26 protein-coding genes, 1 tRNA gene and 1 pseudogene are annotated in these 26,844 nt (G+C 48.2%); 11 read left to right on the forward strand and 17 right to left on the reverse strand.

The window, feature by feature from the left end; all coding sequences use genetic code 11:
* From NC981_RS18135 to purH, 6 genes and pseudogenes are all read right to left on the reverse strand, one after another.
* A pseudogene (locus NC981_RS18135) lies at positions 1–257 on the reverse strand (hypothetical protein); the annotation flags it as partial.
* Positions 258–916: 659 nt separating this feature from the next.
* Positions 917–2,506 (reverse strand): glycoside hydrolase family 57 protein, encoded by a 1,590-nt coding sequence (locus NC981_RS18140; RefSeq protein WP_348244238.1) that lies wholly within the window; start codon positions 2,504–2,506, stop codon positions 917–919.
* A gap of 219 nt (positions 2,507–2,725) precedes the next feature.
* Entirely contained in the window at positions 2,726–3,175 is a 450-nt protein-coding gene (locus NC981_RS18145) for a hypothetical protein (RefSeq protein ID WP_348244239.1), read from the reverse strand.
* Positions 3,176–3,206: 31 nt separating this feature from the next.
* On the reverse strand, positions 3,207–3,695 hold the full coding sequence (locus NC981_RS18150) for a hypothetical protein (protein WP_348244240.1): 489 nt from the start codon (positions 3,693–3,695) through the stop codon (positions 3,207–3,209).
* 331 nt (positions 3,696–4,026) lie between these two features.
* On the reverse strand, positions 4,027–4,497 hold the full coding sequence (locus tag NC981_RS18155) for a DUF4079 domain-containing protein (RefSeq protein WP_190376336.1): 471 nt from the start codon (positions 4,495–4,497) through the stop codon (positions 4,027–4,029).
* A 45-nt stretch (positions 4,498–4,542) separates the two neighbouring features.
* Positions 4,543–6,078, reverse strand: coding sequence for a bifunctional phosphoribosylaminoimidazolecarboxamide formyltransferase/IMP cyclohydrolase (purH, locus tag NC981_RS18160; protein ID WP_348244241.1), 1,536 nt, complete (start codon positions 6,076–6,078; stop codon positions 4,543–4,545).
* Positions 6,079–6,150: 72 nt separating this feature from the next.
* Between purH and NC981_RS18165 the strand changes: the two genes are divergently transcribed.
* From NC981_RS18165 to coaBC, 5 genes are all read left to right on the forward strand, one after another.
* Entirely contained in the window at positions 6,151–6,780 is a 630-nt protein-coding gene (locus tag NC981_RS18165) for an alpha/beta hydrolase (protein WP_348244242.1), read from the forward strand.
* Between the two features lie 85 nt (positions 6,781–6,865).
* A complete protein-coding gene (locus NC981_RS18170) occupies positions 6,866–7,147 on the forward strand; it encodes a ribonuclease domain-containing protein (RefSeq protein ID WP_348244243.1) in 282 nt (93 codons plus the stop codon).
* Positions 7,148–7,163: 16 nt separating this feature from the next.
* Positions 7,164–7,538: a barstar family protein gene (locus NC981_RS18175; RefSeq protein WP_348244244.1), complete on the forward strand. Its 375-nt coding sequence runs from the start codon at positions 7,164–7,166 to the stop codon at positions 7,536–7,538.
* Positions 7,539–7,660: 122 nt separating this feature from the next.
* Positions 7,661–7,873, forward strand: a complete 213-nt coding sequence (locus NC981_RS18180) for a DUF2555 domain-containing protein (RefSeq protein ID WP_190376377.1) — start codon at positions 7,661–7,663, stop codon at positions 7,871–7,873.
* A complete protein-coding gene (coaBC, locus tag NC981_RS18185; RefSeq protein WP_348244245.1) occupies positions 7,873–9,078 on the forward strand; it encodes a bifunctional phosphopantothenoylcysteine decarboxylase/phosphopantothenate--cysteine ligase CoaBC in 1,206 nt (401 codons plus the stop codon). Before NC981_RS18180 ends, coaBC begins: the two co-directional genes overlap by 1 nt.
* On the opposite strand, the gene NC981_RS18190 is transcribed toward coaBC, so the two are convergent.
* Both NC981_RS18190 and fumC read right to left on the reverse strand, forming a co-directional pair.
* The gene (locus tag NC981_RS18190) at positions 9,075–9,356 is read right to left on the reverse strand and encodes a hypothetical protein (protein ID WP_199298461.1); all 282 of its coding nucleotides are present in this window, start codon (positions 9,354–9,356) and stop codon (positions 9,075–9,077) included. The two genes, coaBC and NC981_RS18190, sit on opposite strands and share 4 nt — an antisense overlap.
* A gap of 133 nt (positions 9,357–9,489) precedes the next feature.
* Positions 9,490–10,878, reverse strand: a complete 1,389-nt coding sequence (gene fumC, locus NC981_RS18195) for a class II fumarate hydratase (protein WP_348244246.1) — start codon at positions 10,876–10,878, stop codon at positions 9,490–9,492.
* A gap of 114 nt (positions 10,879–10,992) precedes the next feature.
* On the opposite strand from fumC, the gene NC981_RS18200 reads away from it, so the two are divergent.
* The gene (locus NC981_RS18200) at positions 10,993–11,823 is read left to right on the forward strand and encodes a flagellar assembly protein H (RefSeq protein WP_348244247.1); all 831 of its coding nucleotides are present in this window, start codon (positions 10,993–10,995) and stop codon (positions 11,821–11,823) included.
* Between the two features lie 38 nt (positions 11,824–11,861).
* Here NC981_RS18200 and NC981_RS18205 read toward each other — a convergent pair whose 3' ends face one another.
* From NC981_RS18205 to NC981_RS18215, 3 genes are read right to left on the reverse strand one after another with little or no spacing between them, the layout of a single operon-like run.
* The gene (locus NC981_RS18205; protein ID WP_277881344.1) at positions 11,862–12,536 is read right to left on the reverse strand and encodes an ABC transporter ATP-binding protein; all 675 of its coding nucleotides are present in this window, start codon (positions 12,534–12,536) and stop codon (positions 11,862–11,864) included.
* Positions 12,537–12,553: 17 nt separating this feature from the next.
* The gene (locus NC981_RS18210; RefSeq protein WP_348244248.1) at positions 12,554–13,819 is read right to left on the reverse strand and encodes an ABC transporter permease; all 1,266 of its coding nucleotides are present in this window, start codon (positions 13,817–13,819) and stop codon (positions 12,554–12,556) included.
* 1 nt (position 13,820) lies between these two features.
* On the reverse strand, positions 13,821–15,383 hold the full coding sequence (locus NC981_RS18215) for an efflux RND transporter periplasmic adaptor subunit (RefSeq protein WP_348244249.1): 1,563 nt from the start codon (positions 15,381–15,383) through the stop codon (positions 13,821–13,823).
* Position 15,384: 1 nt separating this feature from the next.
* Here NC981_RS18215 and NC981_RS18220 point away from each other — a divergent pair, with 1 nt between their 5' ends.
* On the forward strand, positions 15,385–15,585 hold the full coding sequence (locus tag NC981_RS18220; RefSeq protein WP_348244250.1) for a hypothetical protein: 201 nt from the start codon (positions 15,385–15,387) through the stop codon (positions 15,583–15,585).
* A gap of 44 nt (positions 15,586–15,629) precedes the next feature.
* On the opposite strand, the gene NC981_RS18225 is transcribed toward NC981_RS18220, so the two are convergent.
* Both NC981_RS18225 and bioA read right to left on the reverse strand, forming a co-directional pair.
* The gene (locus NC981_RS18225) at positions 15,630–16,190 is read right to left on the reverse strand and encodes a hypothetical protein (protein WP_348244251.1); all 561 of its coding nucleotides are present in this window, start codon (positions 16,188–16,190) and stop codon (positions 15,630–15,632) included.
* Between the two features lie 119 nt (positions 16,191–16,309).
* Complete coding sequence (bioA, locus tag NC981_RS18230; protein ID WP_348244252.1) at positions 16,310–17,590, reverse strand: adenosylmethionine--8-amino-7-oxononanoate transaminase; 1,281 nt, start codon at positions 17,588–17,590, stop codon at positions 16,310–16,312.
* A gap of 77 nt (positions 17,591–17,667) precedes the next feature.
* Between bioA and NC981_RS18235 the strand changes: the two genes are divergently transcribed.
* Entirely contained in the window at positions 17,668–18,405 is a 738-nt protein-coding gene (locus NC981_RS18235) for a cobalt-precorrin-6A reductase (protein ID WP_348244253.1), read from the forward strand.
* Here the strand turns inward: NC981_RS18235 and cbiE are convergent.
* On the reverse strand, positions 18,389–19,591 hold the full coding sequence (gene cbiE / locus NC981_RS18240; protein ID WP_348244254.1) for a precorrin-6y C5,15-methyltransferase (decarboxylating) subunit CbiE: 1,203 nt from the start codon (positions 19,589–19,591) through the stop codon (positions 18,389–18,391). The genes NC981_RS18235 and cbiE overlap by 17 nt on opposite strands.
* Positions 19,592–19,639: 48 nt before the next feature.
* Here cbiE and NC981_RS18245 point away from each other — a divergent pair.
* A tRNA-Lys gene (locus NC981_RS18245) sits at positions 19,640–19,711 on the forward strand.
* A gap of 25 nt (positions 19,712–19,736) precedes the next feature.
* On the opposite strand, the gene NC981_RS18250 is transcribed toward NC981_RS18245, so the two are convergent.
* The 3 genes from NC981_RS18250 to NC981_RS18260 form a co-directional block, all read right to left on the reverse strand.
* Entirely contained in the window at positions 19,737–22,556 is a 2,820-nt protein-coding gene (locus NC981_RS18250) for a PAS domain S-box protein (RefSeq protein ID WP_348244255.1), read from the reverse strand.
* A 655-nt stretch (positions 22,557–23,211) separates the two neighbouring features.
* Complete coding sequence (locus NC981_RS18255; protein WP_348244256.1) at positions 23,212–23,784, reverse strand: hypothetical protein; 573 nt, start codon at positions 23,782–23,784, stop codon at positions 23,212–23,214.
* Between the two features lie 24 nt (positions 23,785–23,808).
* Positions 23,809–24,300 carry an NUDIX hydrolase gene (locus NC981_RS18260; RefSeq protein ID WP_348244257.1) on the reverse strand — a complete coding sequence of 164 codons (492 nt, stop codon included), beginning with the start codon at positions 24,298–24,300 and terminating at the stop codon, positions 23,809–23,811.
* 203 nt (positions 24,301–24,503) lie between these two features.
* On the opposite strand from NC981_RS18260, the gene NC981_RS18265 reads away from it, so the two are divergent.
* On the forward strand, positions 24,504–25,004 hold the full coding sequence (locus tag NC981_RS18265; protein ID WP_190378418.1) for an orange carotenoid protein N-terminal domain-containing protein: 501 nt from the start codon (positions 24,504–24,506) through the stop codon (positions 25,002–25,004).
* Positions 25,005–25,639: 635 nt separating this feature from the next.
* A complete protein-coding gene (locus NC981_RS18270) occupies positions 25,640–26,839 on the forward strand; it encodes a histidine kinase dimerization/phosphoacceptor domain -containing protein (RefSeq protein ID WP_348244258.1) in 1,200 nt (399 codons plus the stop codon).
* The last annotated feature ends 5 nt before the right edge of the window (positions 26,840–26,844 follow it).

A 26,844-nucleotide genomic window follows, 5' to 3' on the forward strand; every position in this document is an offset into this window, starting at 1 on the left:
CCTTGTCGTGCTTCAAATACAAAATAGCCCTGCCCGATCTGATCGGGTTCTGCGGATTGCCCGTAAAGGTAGACTCCATCCGGCAATGTGGTTTTCTGTGTGGTTGCTTGAGCAACTGCGTTTTTCGCCAGAGTGCGGGGAGCTGCTTGAGCAGGAGCATTCGTCGCCACCAAGCTGGTGAGCGCAAGCGAAAAACCTGCGATCATCGGGGCTGCTTGTTTAACAGGGGCGAGGAGGTAAGTCTTCAATGCTTTCATGGAATGCCCTCTCATAAATAAAGTCTTTAGCGGGGGTTGAATAAAAAGTGTTGTAATACCCTGATTTCACCAGGGGGCTAGTGAACAGTATCCAACACCGTCTTTGTACTGCTACTCTCTCTGAGGATGTGATTTCGGAAAACGAAATGCAGAGATTTTGAAAAATGCCTCAGCCAAGTACGTAGTAGGGATGCGAGCAAGAAAGAGCCATTGAAAAAGCAGTGCAACTCCGTTGTGAAGAACCTTCAACAAGCGTTACACCTTGCCTTGCTTAACTATCAAATCATCTGTTGAGAGCCGTCGGATTTGATAGAGTGACAGTCTAAAATTTGGCAGTTGAGGTAGGTCGATCGCAACCTGTTTGAAGGGCTGAAATGCCTTACTTGCCCCAATTCACCGCGCTTTAGAGCAGCATCATGCTTAACTTACCATGCCTGATCCAAGCAATTTGCGTTTGCAACAATGATTAATCTCAGATTTGCTTGCCTAGAAAGCAACATCAAATGAATGTTGTCCCACCGTGAAATCTTACCCATTGGCGATGTAGGCACTTCGCTACATCAGACGGATTCACGCCTCTACATTTTCTAAATGCAAGAAAGCCTGATCGATAGGATAACCTTGCTCGATCAGGCTTTCGTTGACTTGTCATTATGAATTTAAAGTGGACGATAAACGCGGTAGTTGATGTCCGGGAAAATGTTGTCGATCGCTTCCACCTTCTCAACCCAACCAGAATCTACTTTGCCGTGATTCAGGTCTTCGTAGAGTTTGTTGAAGCGCATCAGGTGCGATCGAGTTCTTCTAATCGCATACGGAACCATTGTTCCGGTTCGCATGATAAATGCCCAGTCAGAAGATTGCGCTAACAAAAGTTCTCGCGCCGCTTGGTTGAGTGCTCGCCACTCCAACTCGTCTGCGGGTTCCCGTTTTGCAAGGTCAATCATGCGTTCTGCGGCTTTGTGCAGATGCGGATAAATCCACGCATTCGTTTCATTCAGCCAATACTCGTGGAAGCCCTTGTAGCCCCAGCTCGATTGCGACGGGCGACACACTTGCTGAGTCGGGTGCTTTCTCAGATAGTCCGCTAAGTGCGTCATTTCAAAGGTATCTTGATCAAACCAGGCCTTACGGAACAGGTAATCGATGAACCAGGGGCCTTCGTACCACCAGTGACCAAAGAGTTCGGCATCGTAGGGGGAAACAACGATCGGCGGGCGGTGCATAATGCCAAACAAATGCTCAACCTGGCGTTCCCGGTTGTAGACAAAGTTGGCGGCGTGTTCAGTTGTCTTTTCCCGCGCCCAGTACGGATCGTAGAGCTGCTTATCGCCCAGCCCTAACCCTTTACCCGTAATCTTGTGATACTTGATGCCCACATTCTTGCGCTGACCATTGGGCATGACATACGGCTTGATGTATTCGTAGTCTGCATCCCAGCCTAAATCGCGATAGAACTCGCGGTATTCAACCGCTCCTGGATACCCAACTTCTGATGACCAAACCTGCTGAGACGATTCATGATCGCGCCCGAATGCAGCCACACCAGGTTCTGTGAAAATTGGGGCATAACTTCCATACCGGGGGCGAGGACGCGCGTAGAGAATGCCATGTCCATCGGTGAGGAAGTAGCGCAGTCCCGCATCGGCTAACATCCGTTCAACTCCTTCGTAGTAGGCGCATTCGGGGAGCCAGATTCCTTTGGCGGGACGACCAAAGGTTTTTTCGTAATGTTCGCAGGCAACTTGGATCTGTGCCCAGACTGCTTGCGGATACATTTTCATCAGGGGCAGATAGCCATGAGTTGCCCCGCAAGTAATGATTTCGAGGTTGTTCGAGTCGAGAAACTGTTTGAAGGCAGTGATCAGATTACGATCGTACTTTTCCCAAGTATTGCGAACCGCATTGAATTCTTTGGCGTTGTGTTCTGCCAGATACTTCATGTGCCCAGAGTGAGCATGACGCTCAACCTCTAGTTCTGCCAGTTCTTCGAGTTGGGCGAGATGCTCATCGTAGCGCTCTTGCAGAAGTGGGTCTGCCAGCATCGAACACAACGGCGGGGTCATGCTCATGGTGATTTTGAAGTCTACCCCGTCGCGCTTTAACCCTTCAAAGACCTGAATTAGCGGAATGTAGGTTTCGGTAATCGCCTCGTAAAGCCATTCTTCTTCTAAAACGTAATCGCTTTCTGGGTGACGCACAAACGGTAAATGAGCGTGAAGTACGAGGGCAACATATCCGATACTCATAGAACTTTTTATCCGTAAGTGGACTGGGATCAGTTGCCAAAATTGTAAAGCAAAATTGTAGCCAATATAGTGAAATTCAAAACGGTAATTTGCTGCCGTTAGTGCTGGAAATTCTGGATGCCAAAAACAATCCTTCCTCCAGCTTTAGCCAAAGGAAGGATGAGATGATTTTATGCGGCGGTCTTGCGTTGCCCTTGGGCTAAGCGAAGCCTTCCGTAATTAGTAGCGATATCCTTCTTCGTCAGCCGGATCGCCATAGGGATCTTGACTTGCAGGCATCACATCACCATACCCCTGACCATATTGATTAGCCGGATCACCGTAGGGATCTTGGCTTGCAGGCATCACATCGCCATAACCTTGGTCAGCCGGATCGCCGTAGGGATCTTGGCTTGCAGGCATCACATCACCATACCCCTGACCATATTGATTAGCCGGATCACCGTAGGGATCTTGGCTTGCAGGCATCACATCACCATATCCCTGACCATATTGATTAGCCGGATCGCCATAGGGATCTTGGCTTGCAGGCATCGCATCGCCATAACCTTGATCAGCCGGATCGCCATAGGGATCTTGGCTTGCAGGACGGGGGCGACGCTCTTGTTCGGATGAATTTTCATCACCTAAAAAAGCACCAGCAACTCTTCTAAAAATATCGTCAACCATGATCTAATCTCCAAATAAGGTTTTACTCAATCTAGAAGCCTGCCGATCGCGCTTCGGGCAAACTGGTTAAATCGCGTCCGCTTGCTCGGTTGTTGTATCCCTGAAACTGTTCATATTGCCGCGCTTCTGATGCTGGAACCTGAATTCCTTCACGCGGCGGTGTCACCCACTGCACCCGTTTCTGAGCATCCCGGTAGTAAACCCGACCATTTTTCGACATGTAATACTGCGGTTGTTGACCCTTGGCGGCTTGGGACTTTTTGTGCTGGTTGTAGAGGTAATACAACGCTGCTGCACCTGCTAAGGTTACTGCTGCTTTTTGACCCGTCGATAGTCCTTGTTTTTTAGGTCGCGCTGGCGCATTCGGTGCACCGTTTGGAGCAGACGCGATTCGAGCGTCATCGATCCGAGTTTGTTGATTGCTACCACCACCACATGCAGCGACAAATGGCACCATCATTAGACAGGACAGAAACCATGAAGCAAGTTTTGTTCCTTTCTGAGACTTGAATAAAATCATTTCCTACCTCGCCACCTCGTTGTTCTGTATAAGAGTTTTTGTAGGTTGTACGCCTTTAACTGTGACCGGAAGTGAATTAGCTTCCCTCGCACTTGTGATAGAGATAGCGAAAGCCTGAGGTATGAGACTGTGGCGAGTCGCACCTGTACCAAGATCTGTAGTGCGGATCTAGAGACCTAGTATTACGCGGGCTAGACGGAACCTCAGACGAGGGGGATGATGGCTAGGAAATCAAGGAATTTCTTTCGTCAGTCCTGGAAGAGTGATCAAAAATCGCAAATAAAAATCCGAAGGTAGGATCGCTCCTGCCTTCGGATTAGATTGAGTTGAATTACATTCGGTTAATGATGTTCTGCACGATCAGCATTCCGGTTACAGCTTGCCATCCGAATAATCCAGTAATCACCACATTGATCAAGATATGGCTCATTCGTGCCCATTCCTGACCTTTCTGCATAAACGGGGTGAGTGAAGCTGAGATTGCAATTAAGCAGGTCATGCCTAGTCCTGCAACTAAATGGGGATTGACAAAAAGCTTGCCGCTATTAATGTAAGTTGCGCCCATTGCTCCAACTGAACCCACCACCATCAAAGTCAACACGATCGCACCAATTTGATGATGTTTGATGTTGAATTTCTGCTTGATGAGCTGTTTTTTCAGGTCGCCTTCTGCCGATCGAGTCCGTCGCCATTGGAATCCTGTGTACAGCGCATAGCTTGTCAGCGCTAGCAACACCCACATCAAAACGGGGTGAACAAACTGACTGTAGACTTTGAGGGTGTGAAGGATGTCAGGCGACATAGGGGATGTGTTTCGTGAGAACTGTAATAAAACTTAGCACAATTTCTAATGCAGAAAGTGACGAATTCCGGTAAGCACCATCACGATTCCAAGCTCGTTGGCAGCAGCGATCGAGTCGGCGTCTCTCATACTGCCTCCGGGCTGAACGATCGCGCTAATTCCCGCCGCCGCCGCCGTTCGCACCGAATCATCAAACGGGAAAAAGCCATCGCTAGCTAGCACTGCACCGTTTACTTTGTCTCCTGCTTGTTCGAGTGCAATTTTCACCGAGCCGACGCGATTCATTTGTCCGGCTCCAACTCCTAACGTGGTGCGATCGCGACTGACGACGATCGCGTTTGATTTCACGTGCTTACAAATCTTCCAGGCAAACAGCAATTCTGCAAGCTGTTCGGGAGTCGGCTTTCTCTCGGTGACAAACTGCCAAGTATTTGGATCAGCAACGATATCATCCGCCGCTTGCACTAAAAACCCGCCTGCAATTGGTTTAACGTTCTCTTTTGCACCATTGCTCAAATCTGGCAGAACTAACACTCGTAAATTCTGCTTTGCCTGCAAGATGGTTTGAGCTTCTGGATCAATTCCAGGCGCAACTACGCATTCTAGGAAGGTTTTGGTTAAGGAGGTTGCGGTTGGAGGGTCGATCGCTCGATTCAATGCCACAATGCCACCAAATGCAGAAGTCGAATCTGCGTTAAACGCCTTCTCATAAGCTTCGGAAATTGATCCGCCCATTGCTGATCCACAAGGGTTGTTGTGCTTGATGATCGTTGCGGCGGGATCATCGTGAATAAATTCAGCAATAATCGATCGTGCTGCTTCCAAATCAACCAGATTGTTGTAGCTCAGTTCTTTTCCCTGAAGCTTTGTTGCGGCTGCCCAGCCGGTTGCAACGGCTCCGGTTTGATACCATGCTGCGGGTTGATGTGGATTTTCTCCGTAGCGTAAGGCTTGAATTTGCGTTCCTGTTAGAGTGAACGAGGTTGATGCTGATTGTGTTTGCTTTTCTAGATAAGCTGCGATCGCTTGATCGTAACTTGCAGTATGTTTGAAGGCTTGGAGTGAGCAGTGTTGGCGGAATGCGATCGAGGCTTCTCCATTCTTCCGAAGCTCTTCAAGGTAAGCATTGTACTGATTTGGATTGCACAACACCGTGAGGTTTGCAAAGTTCTTAGCCGAAGCGCGAATCATGGCAGGGCCGCCGATATCGATTTGTTCGATCGCGTCTTCGAGCGAGACATCCGGTTTCGCGATCGTCTGCTCAAACGGGTAAAGATTGACCACGACCAGATCGATCGGGCGAATGTTCTGCGCTTCCAAATCTGCTACATGCTCCGGTAAATCTCGACGCGCCAGAATTCCGCCATGAATCCGAGGATGCAGCGTTTTGACTCGTCCGCCTAAAATTTCAGGAGATCCGGTGTAGTCTGAAACCTTTGTCACAGGCAATCCGGCTGTTTTCAATGCCTGAGCCGTTCCGCCACTGCTAATCAAATCAAAGCCAAATTCTTCGACTAACTGTTTTGCAAGCTCGATTAATCCCGTTTTGTCGGAGACGCTCAATAATGCTAAACGTGCCATCGATTTAGTTCCCAAGTAAAAAGAGATCTTTAAGCATAGCGTTACAATCAGCAGGATGAGTGATGAAATTCTATGGCACTGAACGCGATCGCAATTCCCGCAAAATCTGGCACTCCCAAAGGCTCGATCGTCATCCTGCACGGCTGGGGATCGAATGCTCAAGATGTTGCATTTCTCTGCTCACTTTTGGAGTTACCGGATATTCAATTTTTCATTCCTGATGCGCCGTTCCCGCATCCCTACAGCACTCAGGGAAAAATGTGGTATGACCTCTCGTATGCCAACTTTCAAGCTGATTTCACGCAACAATCAGACTTACAAACGAGCCGAAAAGCTTTGATCGACTGGCTGAACTCGCTCGAAGCGCAGTCTGGAATTCCTTTATCTCGCACGATTCTTGGCGGTTTTTCTCAAGGTGGTGCAATGACTTTAGAGGTGGGATTGTCGTTACCGTTAGCCGGATTAATGGTTCTGAGCGGCTATCAACACGGGGCATTGAATCCTAGCAAAGAAATTCCACCGATTCTGATGGTGCATGGACGGCAGGATCAGGTTGTGCCGATCGCTGCCGCCCATCGAGCCAAGGCGAATTTAGAGCGATTGAAGGCATCGATCGAATATCGTGAGTTCGATATGGGACACGAAATTTCGCCGTTAGTATTAAACGAAGTTTATGCGTTTGTGCAGAAAGCTTTGCTGTAAATGGTAAAGGTTTGCCGTAGATGGTACACATCCCCAGGAATAGCGTGATCAGGGATAGAGTGGCTGAAACGAATTCGTTAAAGATATGAAAAAGGTTTCATCTACTGACTTACCTCCTGAAGCTCAGGCAACACTCCAGCAAATTCAATCTGGAGGTAATTTTCCTTACCCTCAAGATGGTTCTGTCTTCAAGAACTTGGAGAAAAAACTTCCGATTAAACCCCAAAATTACTATTTGGAATATACCGTTGAAACTCCTGGAAGTGCTAATCGTGGACAGCGACGACTTATAGTTGGTCAAGGCGGCGAGATCTATTACACAGATGACCATTACAATGGCTTTCAGGAGGTTATCATTGCCTCTTAGTTAACGGAGGAAACCTGTGCAGTTACAGCAACGTTCCGCACTTGATCTGCAAGCGGAAGCCGTAAAGAGCGCTTCTCAACCGGAAGTAAAGGTTTTTTATTTAGATGGCAGAAAGATTGCCAGTAAGGAGGAATTTCTGCGAGAAGTGGCTGAAGCTATGGATTTTCCAACTTACTTTGGTTACAACTGGGATGCGTTTGACGAGTGTATTCGCGACCTAAATTGGTTGCCTGCTCAAAAATACATCGTCATTTATGATCGTCCCGACATTTTCGCAAGAGCGCAGCCCGAACAGTGGCAAATCGCTCAGGAGATTCTTCAATCCGCGGCGCACCACTGGCAGGAATCCGGTCGGTTAATGGAAGTTTGGGTTCTATCACTTCTAAACTAAGTCTTTTCCTTTTTCAAATCTTGAATTAGCTCGATCGTAAACGAACATTTTATTCTGTTAATCGCCTCCGTCTTCTGAAGTAGAATTTGAACTTACGGGGAAACTAGCGGGAGGTTAGTATGATGACTGCATTTCGTTCGGGACAACTAGATGTGTCCGCATTGACCGAAACAGATATCGCAGAACTGGCGACGCGCTTAGAGCAAGATGATTACACCGATGCGTTTGAAGGGCTGAAGGACTGGCATTTACTTAGAGCGATCGCGTTTCAACGTCCAGAATTAGTCGAACCGTATCTTTATCTACTGGATTTAGAAGCGTTTGATGAGTCGTGATGCCCAGTCAGCGAGTTTTATTTGGTATCACAGGCGGGATTGCAGCTTATAAAGTGTGCAATGTAGTTTCGGCATTGGCAAAAGAAGGGATTGAAGTCCGAGTCATTCTCACCGATTCGGCTCAAGCGTTCGTTTCACCATTGACGTTTGCAACACTGAGCCGTCATCCCGCTTATGTCGATCGCACGTTTTGGGATGCTTCAAACGATCGTCCACTGCATATCGAACTTGGTGAATGGGCTGATCTGTTTGTGATCGCTCCCCTAACGGCGAACACCTTAGCAAAATTAACTTACGGACTGGCAGATAATTTATTAACCAACACGGTACTCGCTTCAATTTGCCCGGTATTGTTAGCCCCTGCAATGAATACCGATATGTGGGAGCAACGATCGACCCAACGCAACTGGCGCGAATTGCTAATTGATCCTCGTTACCATTCGGCTGATCCAAGTGCGGGAATTTTAGCGTGCGATCGCGTCGGGACTGGACGCATGGCAGAACCGGAAGAATTACTTGTACAGATCCGATCGCTATTACACACAAAAGGAAAACGAGACTTAGCCGGAAAGCGCGTTTTAATCAGCGCAGGTGGAACGCGAGAACATTTTGATCCAGTGCGGTTTATTGGTAATCCCTCAACCGGGAAAATGGGCGTGGCGATCGCGCAAGCGGCTCTACATCGCGGCGCACAAGTCACCCTGGTTCATGCTCCGATCAACTCGCATCTCCTTGCTCCGCTCCGCAATGTTCGCTTAGTTCCTGTCATGAGTTCCGCTGAAATGCAGCAGGCAATGAAAGACCATCTTAGTGTTGCGGATTATATTGTCATGTCTGCTGCGGTCGGTGATGTACGTTCTGATCTCTATAGCGATACTAAACTTCCGAAAAATCAACTACCAACATCGTTAGATCTAGTTTCAATTCCTGATATCGTTGCTGAATTGTCAACTCTAAAGAAACCCCATCAAACTCTGGTCGGATTTGCAGCGCAGACTGGAGATTATGTTACGCCTGCGATCGACAAACTCAAGCGCAAAAACCTAGACGCGATCGTCGCCAATCCCGTTGATCAACCCAATAGCGGGTTTGGAAGTGATACGAATCAGGCGGTGTTGATCGATCGCTCCGGTCGCCAACTCACCCTTCCAACCTGTAGCAAACTAGAACTGGCGCATCAACTTTTTGACTTTCTTCAGGCTTAATCCTTTTTGCCTTGCCAGTCGGGACAATTTGAATCCTCCCAGCCGAACGGATGAAATCCGCAAATCAAAGGGGTGCGCTTCTCGCGGCTGTACCCGTATGCAATCCCGTGATAATTCGCACAACCGCGACACGATTTGGGACGCGATGACTCTACCTCGCCAAACCCTTGCTGCGATCGCAAAATTTGCTGATTACTCTGCTGACGATGCCAATTGACATAATCAGCCTTACGCAAAAGATAATCGATTCGTCGAAGCGGGGTTCTAGCTGCATCCATTGGTTTAGGTTCCGGAGTAAGGACAACGTAGCGAAAGCCGAAACTTCAGAAGCACTCGCGCCCTGAATATTTTTAGATTATTCGGATTGAATCAGTTCGCGCCTCACTCCTACGTCTAATTTTTGACGCTGGTTTAGCTCGGATAAATCATGTGCTCCGGTCGCACGATCTGATCGAATTCTTCCCCCGTTAAAAAGCCTAGATCAATGCAAGCCTGCCGTAAGGTTGAACTCTCTTGATAAGCTTTGTATGCAACTTTCGCAGCCCGATCGTATCCAATCTTCGGATTCAGCGCAGTAACTAGCATCAATGAATTTTCGAGAAATTGGGTAATGCGATCGCGATTCGGTTGAATGCCTGCAACCATATGATCGGTGAATGAAGCACAAGCATCTGAGAGAATGCGAATCGAATGAATCAAGTTATGAATTAACACAGGCTTGAACACATTCAGTTCAAAGTTCCCTTGACTGGCAGCAATGCCGATCGCGCTATCGTTTCCCATCACTTGCACACACACCATTGTCATCGCTTCACACTGAGTTGGATTGACTTTTCCCGGCATGATTGATGATCCCGGTTCATTCGCGGGTAAGACTAATTCTCCAAGTCCACATCGTGGGCCTGATCCCATCCAGCGCAAATCATTCGCAATCTTCATCAAGGCGCAAGCTAGTGTTTTGATCGCGCCACTGGTAAAGACGATCGCTTCATGCGCTGCTAATGCCGCAAATTTATTCGGCGCACTGACAAAGGACAATCCGGTTAACTTCGCGATTTCATCGGCTGATCGTTCTGCAAATTCTGGGTGCGTATTAATTCCAGTTCCGACTGCGGTTCCTCCGATCGCTAACTCATACAATCCCGGCAATGTTGCTTCAATGCGAACGATCGCTTGATCTAACTGTGCCACATAGCCCGAAAACTCTTGTCCCAGGGTGAGTGGAACTGCATCCATCAAATGAGTCCGCCCAATTTTGATAATGGTTTCAAACTCGGCTGATTTTTCCTGCAACGCATCCCGCAGCTTTTTGATCATCGGTAACAATGATTGATGAATCGCTTCTGCTGCTGCAATGTGCATCGCTGTGGGAAACGTATCATTTGATGATTGCGACATATTAACGTGGTCATTTGGGTGAATTGGATCTTTACTGCCTAAAACACCGCCAGCGAGATCGATCGCACGATTTGAAATTACCTCATTTGCGTTCATATTGGTCTGTGTTCCGCTTCCTGTCTGCCATACAGATAACGGAAAATGATCGTTTAGCTTTCCTTCGATCACTTCGTTTGCGGCTTGAATGATCAATTGGGCTTTTTCGGGTGGGAGCTTTCCTAGATCTTGATTGACGATCGCCGCTGCCTTTTTCAGAATTCCAAATGCCCGAATCAACTCGGTCGGCATCCTATCTTGTCCGATCGCGAAATACATCAAAGAGCGTTGCGTTTGTGCGCCCCAGTAGCGATCGTTGGGTACAGCGATCGCGCCCATGCTGTCTGTTTCAGTTCTAGTGGTCATGTGAAGGCTTCCTTGTGCGATCGGCAATCTCTAGACTACGGGATCTGTGGCAAAGGGAAAAGCGAGACCGAAACCGTATAATACAATCGCTCTGACAACTCTAAATTCGATCGTGTGACTCAAAACCCCTTTGATCAACTCGCTAAACAATATTTAGAGGAATTTCTTGCTCCGATTGGTACAGTACAACGACAGTATGAAATTCCAGGTGAGTCTAAATTTGTCGATGTTTGGTTTGTTCCCAACCCAGATGCAACTCAAACCGAAGATTTGGGACTTTTACGACGAATGGTACAACAGCCTTGCCTGTTCGAGCCATATCGCAATGTTCCAACTCGAACTGAGGTGAGAGTATCAGTCATGAAGTTGGTTTGGATACAAGAAGATGAACGGCGCAAAGCTAAACTCGATGAGCTTCCAGAAGAGGCTTTACCTTGTCTGTGGATTCTGGCAGCGACAACCTCGAAGCCATTGTTAGAGGAAGCAGAAGGCAGAGTCAAAGCTGACTGGATGCCCGGAGTATACTTCCTGTCAGGCATCTTTAAGAGCGCTATTGTTGCAATTGATCAACTTCCTGAAACTGAGGACACTTTATGGCTCAGAGTTTTGGGGCGTGACAGAACTCAGGAAAGAGCAATCCGAGAAGTATTGGCGCTACCGCCTGATCACCATCGACGAAATACTATCTTACGATTGCTGACAAACTGGAAGATTAGAATTGATTTAGGTGAACTGGTAAACTTCTGCGATTCGGAGGCGATCATGGCATTTTCAGAAGCGTTCTTAGAATGGGAGCGACAAACTCAAGAGCGAAGTAAACAAGAAGCGGTGGAAGCGATCGCGTTTAGAATGCTACAAAAAAATCTTCCCCTAGAGACGATCTCGGAAGTCACGGGACTAACAATGGAGTATCTCCAGCATCTTCAAGCTGAACGCGATCGATGAGCATTCGATGGTAGAGACAACGACAAATTAGAAGAATTTTAACGATCGACCACCAATCCATCCTTAACATGAATGACTCGTTGAGTTTGCGCTGCAACATCGGGTTCGTGGGTCACAATCACGATCGTAATTCCTTGCTGATTCAACTCGGTTAATAAACTCATCACCTCAGTTGAAGTTTGTGTATCTAACGCACCTGTCGGCTCATCCGCTAGCACCAGCGCTGGACGATTGACCAAAGCACGAGCGATCGCAACTCGCTGCTGTTGTCCCCCTGAAAGCTGGTTCGGGCGATTTCCTAACCGCTCTGCAAGTCCAACGCGAGTCAGTGCTTCTGCGGCACGTTCTTTTCTTTGCGATCGCGGAACCCCTGCATACACCATTGGTAACATCACATTCTCTAACGCCGTCGATCGATTCAATAGATTGAATTGCTGAAATACAAAACCGATGCGTTGATTGCGAATAAAAGCGAGTTCATCATTATCGAGTGTAGTTAAGTTCCGACCTTCCAGTACATAATGACCCTCCGAAGGACGATCGAGACACCCGATAATGTTCATCAAAGTTGACTTACCCGATCCAGACATTCCCATAATCGCAACATACTCACCTTCCTCAATGGAAAGATTAATGCCTTTGAGAACAGGAACATCAATATCGCCTAAACGGTAAGTCTTAATGATGTCTTCCATCCAAATCATGGTTGCCATTGTTCAGTCACTCCTGTTCAATCACTCCGTAGTGCTGCGATCGGATCAAGTTTGGCTGCATTCCGAGCCGGAATCACGCCTGCAATCAACCCAACAACCAAGGCAAGCGTTAATCCTGATGCGATCGCGAATCCCGAAACAATAAACGGAAAGCTAAACAGGCTGGATGCTGCGAATGCTAATCCCAATCCCGCAGCCACCCCGATCGCACCCCCCAGCATCGAAACTAAAATTGCCTCCGTGAGAAATTGGCTTAACACAGCGCTATTCGTTGCACCGATCGCTTTTCTAATTCCAATCTCGCGAGTGCGTTCGACCACAGACACTAACATAATGTTCGCAATTCCAATGCCGCCAACCACCAGGGAAATACCTGCGATCGCGCTCACTAATATTGTGAACAGTCCCACAACACTACTAAACGTATTGATAATATCTACCTGATTGCTAATACGAAAGTCATCCGGCGTCGGTGGATAGATATTGTGCCGAATTCTGAGTAGATTCGTCACTTGAAACTGTGCCGCTTCAAGTTGTTCTTGATCTTTCGCTTTCACCCAAAACCCGCTAATCGCACGACCATTTAGCGAGTTATTTCCCACAATTCGCGAAGACATGTTTGTCAGGGGAATATACACACGATCGTCTTGATCTTGTCCACCCACTGATCCTTTCGACTCTGCCACACCCACCACGGTATAGCGCCCATTTTGAATGCGGATATTTGCACCGATCGCGGCTTCTCCTGGGGAGAATAAACTATCGCGAACTGCGCTTCCCAGCACCACAACAGAATTTTCATTCTGCATATCGTCCTGAGTAAAAAATCGCCCCTCTTGCGGCTTGATCTCTTTCACATCGGAATAATTGAGATCAATCCCTAAAATTGAAGTCGAATCATTCTGATCGTTGTAAACAACCTGTCCACCGCGCTGTAAAAACGCCGTTACTCCTTCTGCTGCTGGAACCTGCCGCCCCGCTGCTTGAGCATCTTCGAGCGTCAGGGTGCTTGCTGATCCGGCTCCTTGGCTAATTCCACCCGATCGTGCCACGCCTGAAAGCACCAGCATCACATTCGTTCCCAGGGCTTGAATCTGCTGTTCTGTCGCTTTCTGTACCCCTTGCCCAACTGAAGTGACTGTAATCACCGAAGCGATTCCAATGATCACGCCCAGCATAGTTAAACTGGTGCGTAATCGATTGCTCCAGAGTGCTTCCACTGCCATCGTAAAGATTTCCAGCAGGGATACGGGATTCGATCGAATCTCTGCAAACTTTCCCATATCATTGACCTCCGCTGCGTCTACCGCCACCTTGAGCTCCGCCGCCACCGCCTGGCGCACCCGGAAAGACCGAAGGCGTTCTCGATTGCGGTCGCTCACCTTGCGGAAAGCTGATCAATACGCGATCGCCCTCTTTCAGCCCTGATTCCACAATGGTTTTATCATCCACGGTTGCGCCCGTTGTAATTCGTTGAAATCGGGGTCTTCCTTGCTCTCGACCGGAAAGCAAAACGCCCGTTCCTTCGGCTTGTCGCACGATCGCAACCGTTGGAACGACTAAAGCATTCTCAATCTGACCGACATTAAATTTCGCATTCACATTCATTCCAGCCTGCAAGTTGTTTTGTCGATCGTCGATCGAGGTCTTTACTTCAAAGTTCGTCACATTCTGATCGACCGTGGATTGATTCGCAACTTGCACCACCGTTCCGGTGAAAGATTTGCCCGGAAAAGCATCGGCATCGATCGTCACTCGCTGCCCCACTTTGATCCGAGAAATGCTCGTTTCTGGCACTTTCGCCACAACTTGATTCGTCGCCGCTAACGCCAAAATTGAAGAAGAAGTCGCAGATGAAACCGCACTACTCGAAGTGGTTGGAGTCACAAACGAACCCGGATCAGCAAACTTGCGCGTAATCACACCGCTAAACGGAGCGCGAATAATCGTGTCATTGATTTGAGTTTGAACGGTTTTGAGTTGTCCTTGAGCACTCAAGACCTGAGCGCGAGCCGCAGCAATATCCTCCGATCGACTCCCTGCCTGCTGTAAGCTCAAAGCTTGCCTTAACTGTTCAACTTGAGCGCGAGCCGCCGCAATTTCCTCTGGACGAGTTCCGGTTTGCTGAAGATTGACGGCTTGCTTGGCTTGTTCAACCTGAGCGCGGGCAGTTGCAAGAGCCGTTTGAGACGTATCAAATTCGCGCTGAGACAATGCCCCAGAGCTAAACAATCGCTGATTCTGGTTAAAGTTCAACTGAGCTTGCTGTAAGCTTGCTTCAGCCGCCGTGAGCTGCGATCGAGCCTGAGCAATTTCCTGCGGACGGTTGCCTGCAATCAGCTTATCTAAGTTCGCTTCAGCCGCCGTGAGCTGCGCTTGGGCTTGGGCAATTTCTTGCGGACGATTGCCAGATTCAAGCTTATTCAAATTTGCTTGAGTATTAGCAATTTGCGCCTGAGCTTGAAGCAATTGTCCTTGTAGGTTCGAGTCATCCATCCGTGCTAGAACCTGACCTGTGACGACTCGATCGCCCTCTTTCACCAGCAACTGTTTCAGCACCCCAGAGCTTTTTGGACTCACATTTACCGATTGGGCAGGCTGCACGGTTCCATTGGCCGAAATTGTAATGGCGGTATCAACGCGATCGACCGTCACCGTTTGCACGCGTCGTCTGGCATCTTGCCGCTGCGATGCCGTGTACTGGTTATAGGCAAAATAGCCTCCGGTTCCCAGGATGCCTGCTGTCAGTAGCCACACCACCCACTTCGGAAGCTTTGGTCTAACTTTCATCCACTGTTTCACAGATGCCATTTCCCCTGCCTCAGTCCGAAACCAACGTTGAACCATCGTGCTTATTAGTGTAGTGAATGCTGTTCCTATTAGACGGCACGATCGCGAAAAGCGTTCAAAGCAAGAACGCAGACGAGCAGAATTAGAGCGGCAGAGAGCAGAACAAGCAGAGCAGGAATTAGAAGCGGAAAGATCGAGAGCAGAGCAAGAAAGATCAAGAGCGGAAAGTGCTGAGCGTGACTTAGAACGAGAACGCTGAAAAGCGCAGCAACTTGCAGAAAAATTGAGGGCGTTAGGGCTTACTTAATCCTGATGATTTTTGAGCGAAGGTTCTAAGACCGGGGCTGTTGATTCGACAGGACTGAGCCAGATAATCCGATCGTCAATCTTCACCATCTTTTCATCACCAGGCACCTGGATGAAAAACCTCTCTTTGCCAAAGGTGATCTTCTCCACGGGCAGCCACTTCTTGCCCTCATGCATCAGCAAGGGAATTTTTGGCTCTGTGCTGTAGTGAACGCGCCAAGCTTTCCAGAGTTGGCGAAATTCAGTGCAGTTTGCTTGGTAGCCTACGGGTATCGGGCAGTGCTCGTATTCGATCAGTCCCTGCGGATTGATTCGAGTTGGGATATATTGCTGAGCTATCAAGATGCGATTGACGAGTTCTTGATAGGCTGTGGATTGCCGTACCAAAACAGCACGAATTTGCCCAACGAGTTTCGCAGTCGCAACCAGTTCGCCTTTTCTAGCTAAGAGTTGCTCAGTGTTAAACGCAGGCTCAATCCGCAAGTTTTGATTTGCCAAAAATGAAATCTTACCCTCCACAAATTTCTTGACTAATTCGGTGTCATCGAGGCTATTCATCGTTCTTAGAAATCAGTAAATACTCGGTAGCACTAATCATTCTCTTGCTACAGTATCGCTGATTCTACTTAGACTTCTTTGTGTTGTTCCAGAAAAGTTACATGAAGAAATCGTAAATTCTACAGTGCTGATAAAGTGCGATCGATAACCTCATAAATCGATTCGAGTTCATCGGCTGTAATGCAGTAGGGTGGCATGATGTAGAGCGTATCTCCGAGGGGGCGCAACAGAAATCCCGCTTCCAGGAATTTCGATCGCAGCAGGGGAGCGATCGCGTTAAAGTAGCCGGATTCGTCGTCGGTCTTGATCTCCATTGCCGCGATCGTACCGCAGACGCGGAACTGCTTTAAGCGCGAATGAGCCAGCAGATAGCGATCGAGAAATTTCCAATGCAGGTCTTCTAAGCGTTTATACGCATTCGGATTTTGCGTCAGTAATTCCAGGGAGACAACTCCGGTTGCACAAGCGAGGGGATTTCCGGTGTAAGAATGTCCGTGATAAAACGCTTGAGTGGGATCATCTTGATAGAAGGCTTGATAAATCGCTTCGTTTGCGATCGTCACTGAAAGCGGTAGACATCCACCGGATAGACCTTTGGATAAGCAAATAATGTCAGGGGTTGCAGCAGATTTCACACAGGCAAACAGTTCACCCGTCCGCCCAAACCCCGTCATAACTTCATCATAGATGAGCAACACATTAAACTGATCTGCTAATGTCCTCAGTGCTTGTAAAAATTGAGGGCGACACATTCGCATTCCACCCGCCCCCTGAATCAGAGGCTCGATGAAAATGCCAATGATGTTTTGTTGTTTGAGTAATTGTTCGATCGTCTCTAAAACTTCTGCTTCTTTGCGCTCGATCGTTGAATCCCCTCGGTAAGTTGCCGGAAACGGAACTAACGCAGTCTCGAACATCAAATCGCGAAATGGCTGCCACCAGGTTGAACCAGAACCGATCGACATGGCACCGATCGTGTCCCCGTGGTAGCCCCCCTCGAAGGTAATAAATGTGCTGCGTTGTTCTCCAAGGTTGCGCCAGTATTGATATGCCATTTTCAGCGCTACTTCTACCGAAGTTGAACCATTATCAGAAAAGAAAACTCGCGTTAGCTCAGACGGTAAGTGAGCTAATAGATTACGCGCCAATTGCTCAGCTGGATCATGTGTGAATCCAGCAAAAATCACATGCTCTAGCTGTTGAGCCTGTTGATAAAGCGCTTCAGCCAAAGCAGGATGACTATGACCATGAATAGTTACCCACCAGCTAGAAATACAATCGAGAATGCGGCGATCGTCTTCAAGTTCTAGCCAAACTCCGTCGCCCCGCTTCACTTTTAACGGTTCAGGGGTGGTTTTCATCTGCGTGAAAGGTCGCCAGATCGGAGAGTGTGCGTTCATAGTCGGTGTTAACTTCAGTGATGTTCATTGTCTCAATGACTGCGCGATAATATCAACAGAAAACTGGACTTTGATCAGTGAAAAAACGATTGCTCATTCTGGGCGGCACAACAGAAGCAACACAATTGGCAGCAAAAGCCTCAGAACTTCCCAATTTAGATGTGATTTCTTCACTGGCTGGACGCACTCAACAGCCACATTATCCTTTGGGAGACCTGCGGATTGGGGGGTTCGGGGGCGCAGTAGGACTGTTTCACTATCTGCAAGACCAGCAGATTGATTTACTAATTGATGCTACGCATCCGTTTGCGGCTCAGATTTCGTGGAATGCGGCAACCGCCGCCGATCGCGCTTCGATTCCAAGATTAGCGATCGTGCGTCCTGTCTGGGAAACTGAACCCCATTGGATCGAAGTCGAAAGCAATGAAGCCGCAGCAGGTTTGTTACCGGAGATTGCAAAGCGAATTTTTTTGACGATCGGGCGACAGGAACTCGCAACATTTGCTCATCTCACACAGCTATGGTTTCTGATGCGAATGATTGATCCTCCCGTTGCAGGAACGCCAATTCCACCGGGAGAGGTTTTGTTAGCGCGTCCACCGTTTTCAGTTGCACAAGAGCGATCGTGGATGCAGAGTTATAACATTCAAGCCATTGTCAGTAAAAATAGCGGCGGTGTTGCAACCGTTGCTAAGCTAGTTGCAGCTCGTGAGTTAGAACTACCTGTTGTGATGGTGCAGCGTCCAACGATGCCAGAGGGAGCCTCTGTTTCTGATGTTGATGCTGCATGGTTGTGGATCAATCAACAGCTTTGATCACAGACCATTGCGTAATCGGTGACATTGCTTTCCAGCCCAAGAACTTTCCGATCGGTTCTGCTCTCTGAACAGCAATTCGGCTAAGTTCTCCCCCAATTTGACTTTGCCACTGAAACAATTGTGCTTCGGTTTCAACTGTGACAGCATTTGCAACCAGTCGCCCACCCGAACGCAGCGATCGCCAGCAGGTTTCCACGACATCCGGTGTGGTCAATCCGCCACCGATAAAAATGGTGTCCGGTTGAGGAAGATGCTGAAGCGCGATCGGTGCTTTTCCCGCAACGATTTTGAGATTGGGAACACCGAGCGTATTGGCATTTTGAGCAATTAACTTTAAGCGATCGGCGTTCGATTCAATTGCGATTGCTTGACATCGGCGATCGGAGCGCATCCATTCGATCGCAATTGAGCCACAGCCAGCCCCCACATCCCAAAGCAACTGTCCGGGTAGCGGTGCAAGCGTCGACAGGGTAACGGATCGGATTTCGCGCTTAGTTAACTGTCCATCGTGTTGATAAGCAGCATCGGGCAGTCCTGGGACGCGAGGAGGGAGAGGCGCATTTGAGCAAGTGATCGCGATCGTGTTGAGATCTGCAATATCGGTATGATTCCAATCAGCAGCGGTACTTGCAAGAATGCGTTCTTGGGTTCCACCCAAATGCTCTAGCACGACCATTGAACTTTCCGCTAAGCCACGATCGCGCAGCATTTGAGCCACAATTCCAGGCGTTTGACGATCGGCGCTTAACACTAAAATTCGCGCCCTCGAATACAGCACCGCATTTAGTAACGCTGGATCGCGACCACAAAGACTCAGGGTTTCGACTTCAGACATCGACCAACCCAAGCGAGAACAAGCCAGACTGAATGCCGAAGGCGCAGGAATAATAATCATTTCATCGATCGCAATGCGACGAACCAAAGTTGCACCAATGCCGTAACACATCGGATCGCCGCTAGCTAATACACACACCGATCGCCCCCGATAGCTCAACAGCTTTTGAACTGAATCTCCGATCGGAGAACTCCAGCGAATTCTAGGGCGCGAATCAGCAGGCAGCATTGCCAAGTGACGATCGCCGCCGACCAGAATTTCAGCTTGCTCAATCCGCGATCGAGCGATTGAGGCAACCCCGTCTATTCCATCATCGCCAATTCCAACGATCGACAACCATTTCTCCATATCCGATCTCGATGTGAGCAGTTCTGATATGATGGTAGAAGATTTGTCGGATGACTAGCTCAATGGTAGAGCATCGGACTCTTAATCCGCTGGTTCTGGGTTCGAGCCCCAGGTCATCCATCTGTGAATTGAAATTTGCTGACACTCACAAGCGCTCGACCAAGTTTGCTACTACTGCAATAAACTCAGTTGGTTCAACTGGCTTGGGGACGTGGGATTGGAACCCTGAAGCTAATGCTTTGATGCGGTCTTCCGTGCGAGCATAAGCAGTCAGGGCGATCGCAGGAATTCTACCTCCCTGTTCTGGCGCTAAGGCTCGAACTTCACGAATCAGGGTGTACCCATCCTCACCTGGCATTCCAATGTCGCTGACCAATACATCAGGTCTTTGATCAACGCTGCTTTGAGTCATGAACGCTAAAGCTTCCCTCGCCGATGCCGCTGTTGTGACCACCGCCCCCCATTGCCTCAAGAGAGTCGCTAGCAGCTCTTGAGCATCTGTTTCATCATCTACGATCAAAACTTTTAAGCCATCCAATCTCGGTGCATTAGTCAAAGGGGCTGTATCACTGACCGTAGGGTGTACCCGTTCAAGGTTGGTCGATTCCGAGCGAAAGATGGTAACGGGAAGATCAACCATGAAAGTAGCGCCTTGTCCTTCACCGAGACTTACGGCATGAACGCTCCCTCCATGTAGCTCCACCAAATGACGAACGATCGCCAGACCCAGCCCGAGTCCGCCATGCGCTCTAGTGGTTGTACTATCGGCTTGCTGTAAGCGCTCAAAGACGTAAGGTAAAAATTCAGCACTAATTCCTTGCCCGGTGTCACTCACCGTCACTTCAACATGGGAATTGATGCGTTCTAGTCGGATTTGAACTCGACCGCCTTTGGGAGTGAACTTCACGGCATTAGAAAGCAAGTTCCAAAATACCTGTTGAAGGCGGTCGGGGTCGCCAGAAACAGGACCCGCAGCGGGGTCTAAAATACTTTGAAGGCGAATGTTTTTTGCTTCTGCGGCAGGGCGAATAGAGTCGATCGCCGCCTCAATGACCGAAACTAGGACGACTGGACGAACATTTAAGCGCAGCTTGCCAGTAATAATTCGAGAAACATCCAGTAGGTCGTCAATGAGTTGATTCTGTGCCCTAGCACTGCGCTCGATCGTCGCGATCGCCCGGCTTGTAGTGGCTTGATCAAGCTGTTTGGAGCGCAACATCGTGGACCATCCCAGTATGGCATTCAAGGGAGTTCGCAACTCGTGGGAGACGGTAGCGAGAAACTCATCTTTGAGCCGATTAGCACGAGATAATTCCTCAGCTTGCTGACGCAACAAAGCCTCAATCTGCTTACTTTCGGTGAGGTCTAAAACAAAACAGACCCAAGCGAGTTCGTCGCTTTCAAGCTCTGCGGCTCCTAGCAGAATGGGAACTCGGCTACCATCTTTGCGGAGGTACTCTTTCTCAAACGGGGCACAACTGCCGGAGCTAGCAAGTTCTTGTAATACTTGCTCGTCTTGCTGGACGTACTCTGGTGGTGTCATTTCAGCCCAGTTTATACTGCCATTGTGCAAGTCCTCACGGGTATGACCGATCATTTCGAGGAACGCATCATTCGCCTCTATAATCGCGCCCTCAGGACCTGCTAAAAACACGCCAATAATGTTCGCCTCAACCAAGCGGCTGAACCGAGCTTCGCTTTTCATTAGCTTAACCTGTTGAGATCTCAGATTCTCTGCCAAAGTTTCGGCTTGCTGTCGTGCCACAACCTGATCGGTCACCTCAAAGCTAAAGGTAATCACCCCTTCTACAGCGCCGTTGATGTCGAAGATCGGCTGGTAGATGAAGTTGAAAAATCCCTCTTCGATCGTCCCATTCCCTTGTCGATCAAATTGAACGGCGATCTCGTTGCCGACAAACGGCTGCCCTGTTACAAACACTTGATCTAAGAGTTCATAAAGCCCTTGTCCCTGTAGCTCAGGAAAGGCTTCTCGAGCCGTACGCCCAATCAGTTCGCGGTTCCCTACAAGTTGACAATAGAGAGGATTGGCAAACTCGAAAACGTGATCAGGACCGAACTGGGTACAGATAAACGCTGGAGCTTGAAGCAGGAGTGAATGAAGGCGGTTCCGCTGAACTTCCGCTTCTGAGCGGGCGGCCTGCTCTCTCATCAGCAATTGGTCTCGCTCGGCTTCTGCTTGCTTGCGCTCGGTAATGTCGCGAGAAATGACAGCCACAGATTTTGTGGATTGATCTGTACCCAAGGGGGTGAGAATGTATTCATAAGACCGCACTCCTTGATCGGTCACAAAATCGGTTTCGCCTTTTAGCGATCGACCCGTAGACATCACGGTTTCTCGCTGAGCCTCTACCGGCTCCATTAAATCGGCGGGTAACCCAATGTCTCGCCAAGTTTTTCCAATTAAATCAGTAGCCTGAAAACCCAGCACTTGAGCACCCTTATCGCTGACGTAGCGATATCGCCCCTCTTGATCAAAAACGTAAATATGATCGACGGAGGTTGCAAGAATTGCATTTAGCGTATTCGCCTGTTCTTGGGTTCGAATGACCGCTTGCCGATACTGTTCCTCGCTGATCCTTAAATTGGACAACGTGCGCTCCACTCGCCGCTTTGCAACTCGGAGTGCATTAGATAGAAGACTGATCAATGCGCCTTCTAGTAGAAATAAACTCAACCGTGAACCGCTCACCCAATTGAGAGACAGGGAATAAATAGGAGGAAGAAAGTAGTAGGTACTAATCAAACCCGACAAAGCAGTTGCAAACAGTCCCGGACCCAAGCCACCTGACCAAGCGCTGATCATTACAGCACCAAAGAACAGCAGGAAAGGACTTTGAGTCATGGCAAGCAATGGGTCTAGCAGAAGCATCAGCAGTGTTGCCAGCAAAACGCTGAGTCCAGCGATACCGTAATGCAATAGTTGAGCGCGTGTCAGATTTGGCATACCTTTCTTTGGAACTAGCCATTAATATACCTGCATCGAGGTTGCGATCGCCGTGATTTTGCAGAGCGCAGTGGATATGGTTTGCATTTTCTTTCCGTCCGCGCCGCTCGTGACATCGCCGCCTTGCCGAATCAGGCTGGTAATGGTTCACCGAGCTTTGCATTAGCGAAGAGTGGGGAGAGAAAGAATGAAGTGCGGCAATCAAAGCCCTAAAGTTGATCGGGAATGCCGATCGTTTCCGTCAATGGCTAGATCCGTTGAAATGGAAGAGAACGTCTGATTTGGACGCTACACCTGATCCGAATTCTGCATAAATTCTGCGTAATGTATGGAAGTCCATAATTCCGCTCATGGGAAAACCTCGAAAGAAAGTGCAGCGCGATCGCGATCTTGCAGAATAGAAACGCTAAGTAATATTCAAGACCTGTGGATGGCTTTCCAAAGATTTCCGTCAGAAGAGCCATTCAATCACGTTGATCCATAGATCTAGAATACGACTAATTTGCTCAGTCAGCGATCGCGCTTTTCAGCCTTATTTTCCATTGCTACTTAATCTTTACAAGAGCCTCTAAGCAGGTCGAAAATGACTTCTGTAACATCGCTAACAGATGTTCTCCTCAACTCCATTAGAAGAACAGCAGTTTGGCATCTATGCTTACTTTTTCTTATCTTTGCGCTTCTTTTTGCCCGGTTTTTTAGATGCCACAGGTTCAGTAGGATGCAATTTATCGATCAAAGTTTTCGCACCTGAAACCGCACCCTCAACTGCTGTCATCGTCGTGTTACCTGCTGTTCCAACTGCCTGCTGTACCGATCGCCAAGTCCCCACTTTAAGCGTATCCACCACGTCGTCTAGTGTTGGTGCCACGTCTCGAACAGCATCGCGAACTGCCTCAATCACATCTTGTACACCCAGTGGCGAAGCTCCCATCCCGGAGGCTAGGGTCATTCCAGGTTGCTCTACTGGATGCGCGATAGTATGAGGAAGTTCTTGACCATTGCTGCCGTTCTCAGCCGTTGCAGGCAAAGGAGCATGAGCAGGAAACTTTTGCAGGAGGCGTTCGATCGCCGCTTCTATAATCTGTCCAAGCAGCACACTCGCCATCACCATGCCCGCAGTCTTGATGCTTTGTCCAGCGCTATCTAAGCGGGTCTGATTCTTTTGATCTTTAGTCTCTTTGTCTTTAGCTTTTTTATTGTGTTTCTTTTTAGATTTTTTCTTAGTCATATCACTACTTCAATCATAGGTGTTCTACTCTAGCTCTCTGCTCTTGCTCACGCCTTCTGCATTAGGGGAGAGCATTTCCGGCAGTTGGGCAAGCAGCCGTTTGAGTTGAGGATGTTGCACCTTTTTGATTGCTTGTAAAACGCTAAACCAGCGCCGCTTTCTGACTTTCGCTTCTGCCCAATCTTCGAGAACGACTTCAACTTGCATGAGAAAGACTTCGACTCGACAAGGCAGCCCTAGCTTTCGGCGCTGATAGTCTCCGATCGCCGGAGTTTTGACTAAACCGCGAACTCCTGCTTCTTCGTAAGCTTCTTTTGCTGCCGAGTCCGCCGCGGACATGAACGGTTCAATCCAGCCCTTGGGAATGCTCCAACGATCGACGTTTTTGGCGGAACTCCGTTTAGTTGTAGTAACTAAGAGCACCTCAATGTTACCCGATTGAATACGGTACGGAATCACGCCAGACTGATGGATTACTGGAAATTCTTTTTGATCAGAATGAGACAGTTTCAACATGAGACAGTTTCAACGATCGTGCGATTGAACTCTTCTTTATTATCTTCTTTATTAATAGTGTTTGTTCAAAGGGAAACTTGCAATCCTGAGAAATTTAAACCATGCTACCTCTGTCTGTAGCTAGGTTCAGCGGTCTATCTCTGGCAGGTCGAGTAAAACAGTTCGTCTTGCTACGGTTTGGAGGTCGAATTGGTAACTACTTTATGACCTATACAACTTCGGGAACCGCAAACGATTTAGTCGAAGCGTTTCAGCAATTAGATGCTGATACTCAGCTTGCGTTGTTCTGGTTTATTTACAAGGAAATGGGCGGTGCGATCACACCAGCCGCACCTGGTGCAAGCACCGTTTCGCCCGCGATCGCAGAAGGTATCTTCAACCAAATTAAAGAACTCCCCCACGAAGAACAATTAAACGTACAGCGCGATTTGATTTGCCGCCGCAACACCCAACTCACTCGCGAATATGGCGCACTGGGTGATACAACCAAGCTGCTCGTCTGGTACTTGTTGGCGCAGGGTATGGAAAATGCAACGATCATCCCCATGCCGCCAGGATATCAGCTTGCAGAAGAGGCACAGTCTTTGCTCGATCGCGTGAAGCAAATGGAGTTTGAACAACAAATCACCTTCTTCAGAGACTATGTTGCACCGATGGGCGTTGATCCAACTGTGGCTGAAGTTGATCCTGAAACCGGACTGTAATTTTTAAGTTTCACAGGAAGTAAACTACTCCCTCCATACCCGCTTAGGGTTAGAGGGAGTAGTTTACGCTGATCTGGTTGAATTAGGGGTTGTCCCGTCTTAACTTCCTGGTTTTCCTCAACAAACACGTGATCGACCGTTCCTGAAACTTGTGAGCCGATCGAGCGAACATTTCCAGTAACAGTCGCATTATCCGTCGATTGATGCGCCAAGGAAAATTGCCAATAGAGTTAGCCGAATGTACCCGCAGCGATCGCATTGGGAGATCTTAGATGATTTGGGTTGATAATCATTTAACGAGGCAGCTTTCATTGGAAATCTCACAGTGAAGCGATGAACAGATTAGAGCTAAGGAGTATTATATATCTATTTATTTAGCGCGCTAAATATTTTAACTAGAAGGCTCATAGGCGAGGATTACCTAGCGTGCGTACTATTTAAGAAAGGGAAAACTGCACCCTTTAATCGGTTCTCCAACAGAAGCGGAGGTATAGCAATCCGAAATGAAGTGGGGAGTGGAGAGCGGGGTGTCGATATAGCTCAGCTCTCTCTTTCAAGTTAAAGCCTGCCGCTAAGCTCAAATATCGGGCTAAATCTCTGATAAAGTTTGCTATGACCCCTGGGATTCATGTCACATGGACGAGACTTTAGACCCGAATCCTCCTGAGCTAGAATTACGCATTCGTGCCTTTAAAGCACAGGCTCAGGCGTTTCAGCGATCGATCACTGCTCTGCCGCAATCCGTTCAACCCGCGATCGATCACTCTCTCTCGACTGTCCTTGTTCAACTCGAAACTCTGCTCAATCCACACTCTGCGTCGCTGCTGATCGCAACCCACCAAACCGAAGAACAATGGTTAGCACTTAGTGCCTGTCTACCCTTTGGCATTTTTAGCTGTAATGTGCAGGGACAGTGTACCTACATCAATTCCCGTTGCGAAGAAATTGTCGGACATACGCTCGAAGAAAGTATTGGAGATCGCTGGCTAAAGTATGTGCATCCCGACGATCGCGATCGGATCTTGCCTCGCTGGATCGAAGATGCCAAGGCAGAGCGACCTCACACTGAGCAATTCCGGGTTATTACCTCGGCTCAAGAAATCCGATGGTTGCACGTCAGAACTGCTCCGATGTTTTCAGAACAGAACGAGTTAATTGGGCATACCGGAACGATCGAAGACATTACTATTCAGAAGCTAGCAGAAGCCAAAGTCCAAGCGTCTCTACAAGAAAAAGAAGCATTACTCAAAGAAATTCATCATCGCGTCAAAAACAATTTGCAAATTATTTCGAGCTTAATTTATTTACAAGCACAGCGCATTCAAGATCCTGAAGTAAAACAAATTTTCAAGGATAGTCAAAGCCGGATTAGTTCGATGGCATTAGTTCACGATACTTTATACCGCTCTGAAGATTTTGCCAATGTCAACCTCTCAGAATACGTACAATCTTTGACGCTGAGTTTATTCAACACGTATCGAATTCAGCCAGAGCGCGTAAATTTATTGGTTCAAGTTCAGCCAAATATCGTAGTCAGCCTAGAGAAAGCAATTCCATGTGGTCTAATCCTGAATGAACTGATGACCAACGCTTTGAAGCATGGATTTATGGATGAAGAAATCGGAGAAGTAACAGTCATCTTGAACCATGATTCTTCTAAGGTTTGCTTAATCGTAGAAAATGACGGAAAAATTCTTCCTGAAAGTTTTGAGCTACAGGAAATTCGATCGATGGGGTTACGCTTAGTGAATGCTTTAGCGAATCAATTAAATGCTCAGATTACAGTTGAAAAAGCTCAAAAAACTCGGTTCAATGTCACATTCAATTGTGCTTAAATCTG

This window comes from Leptolyngbya sp. DQ-M1, from assembly GCF_039962505.1.
Classification (GTDB): Bacteria; Cyanobacteriota; Cyanobacteriia; order Leptolyngbyales; family Leptolyngbyaceae; genus Leptolyngbya.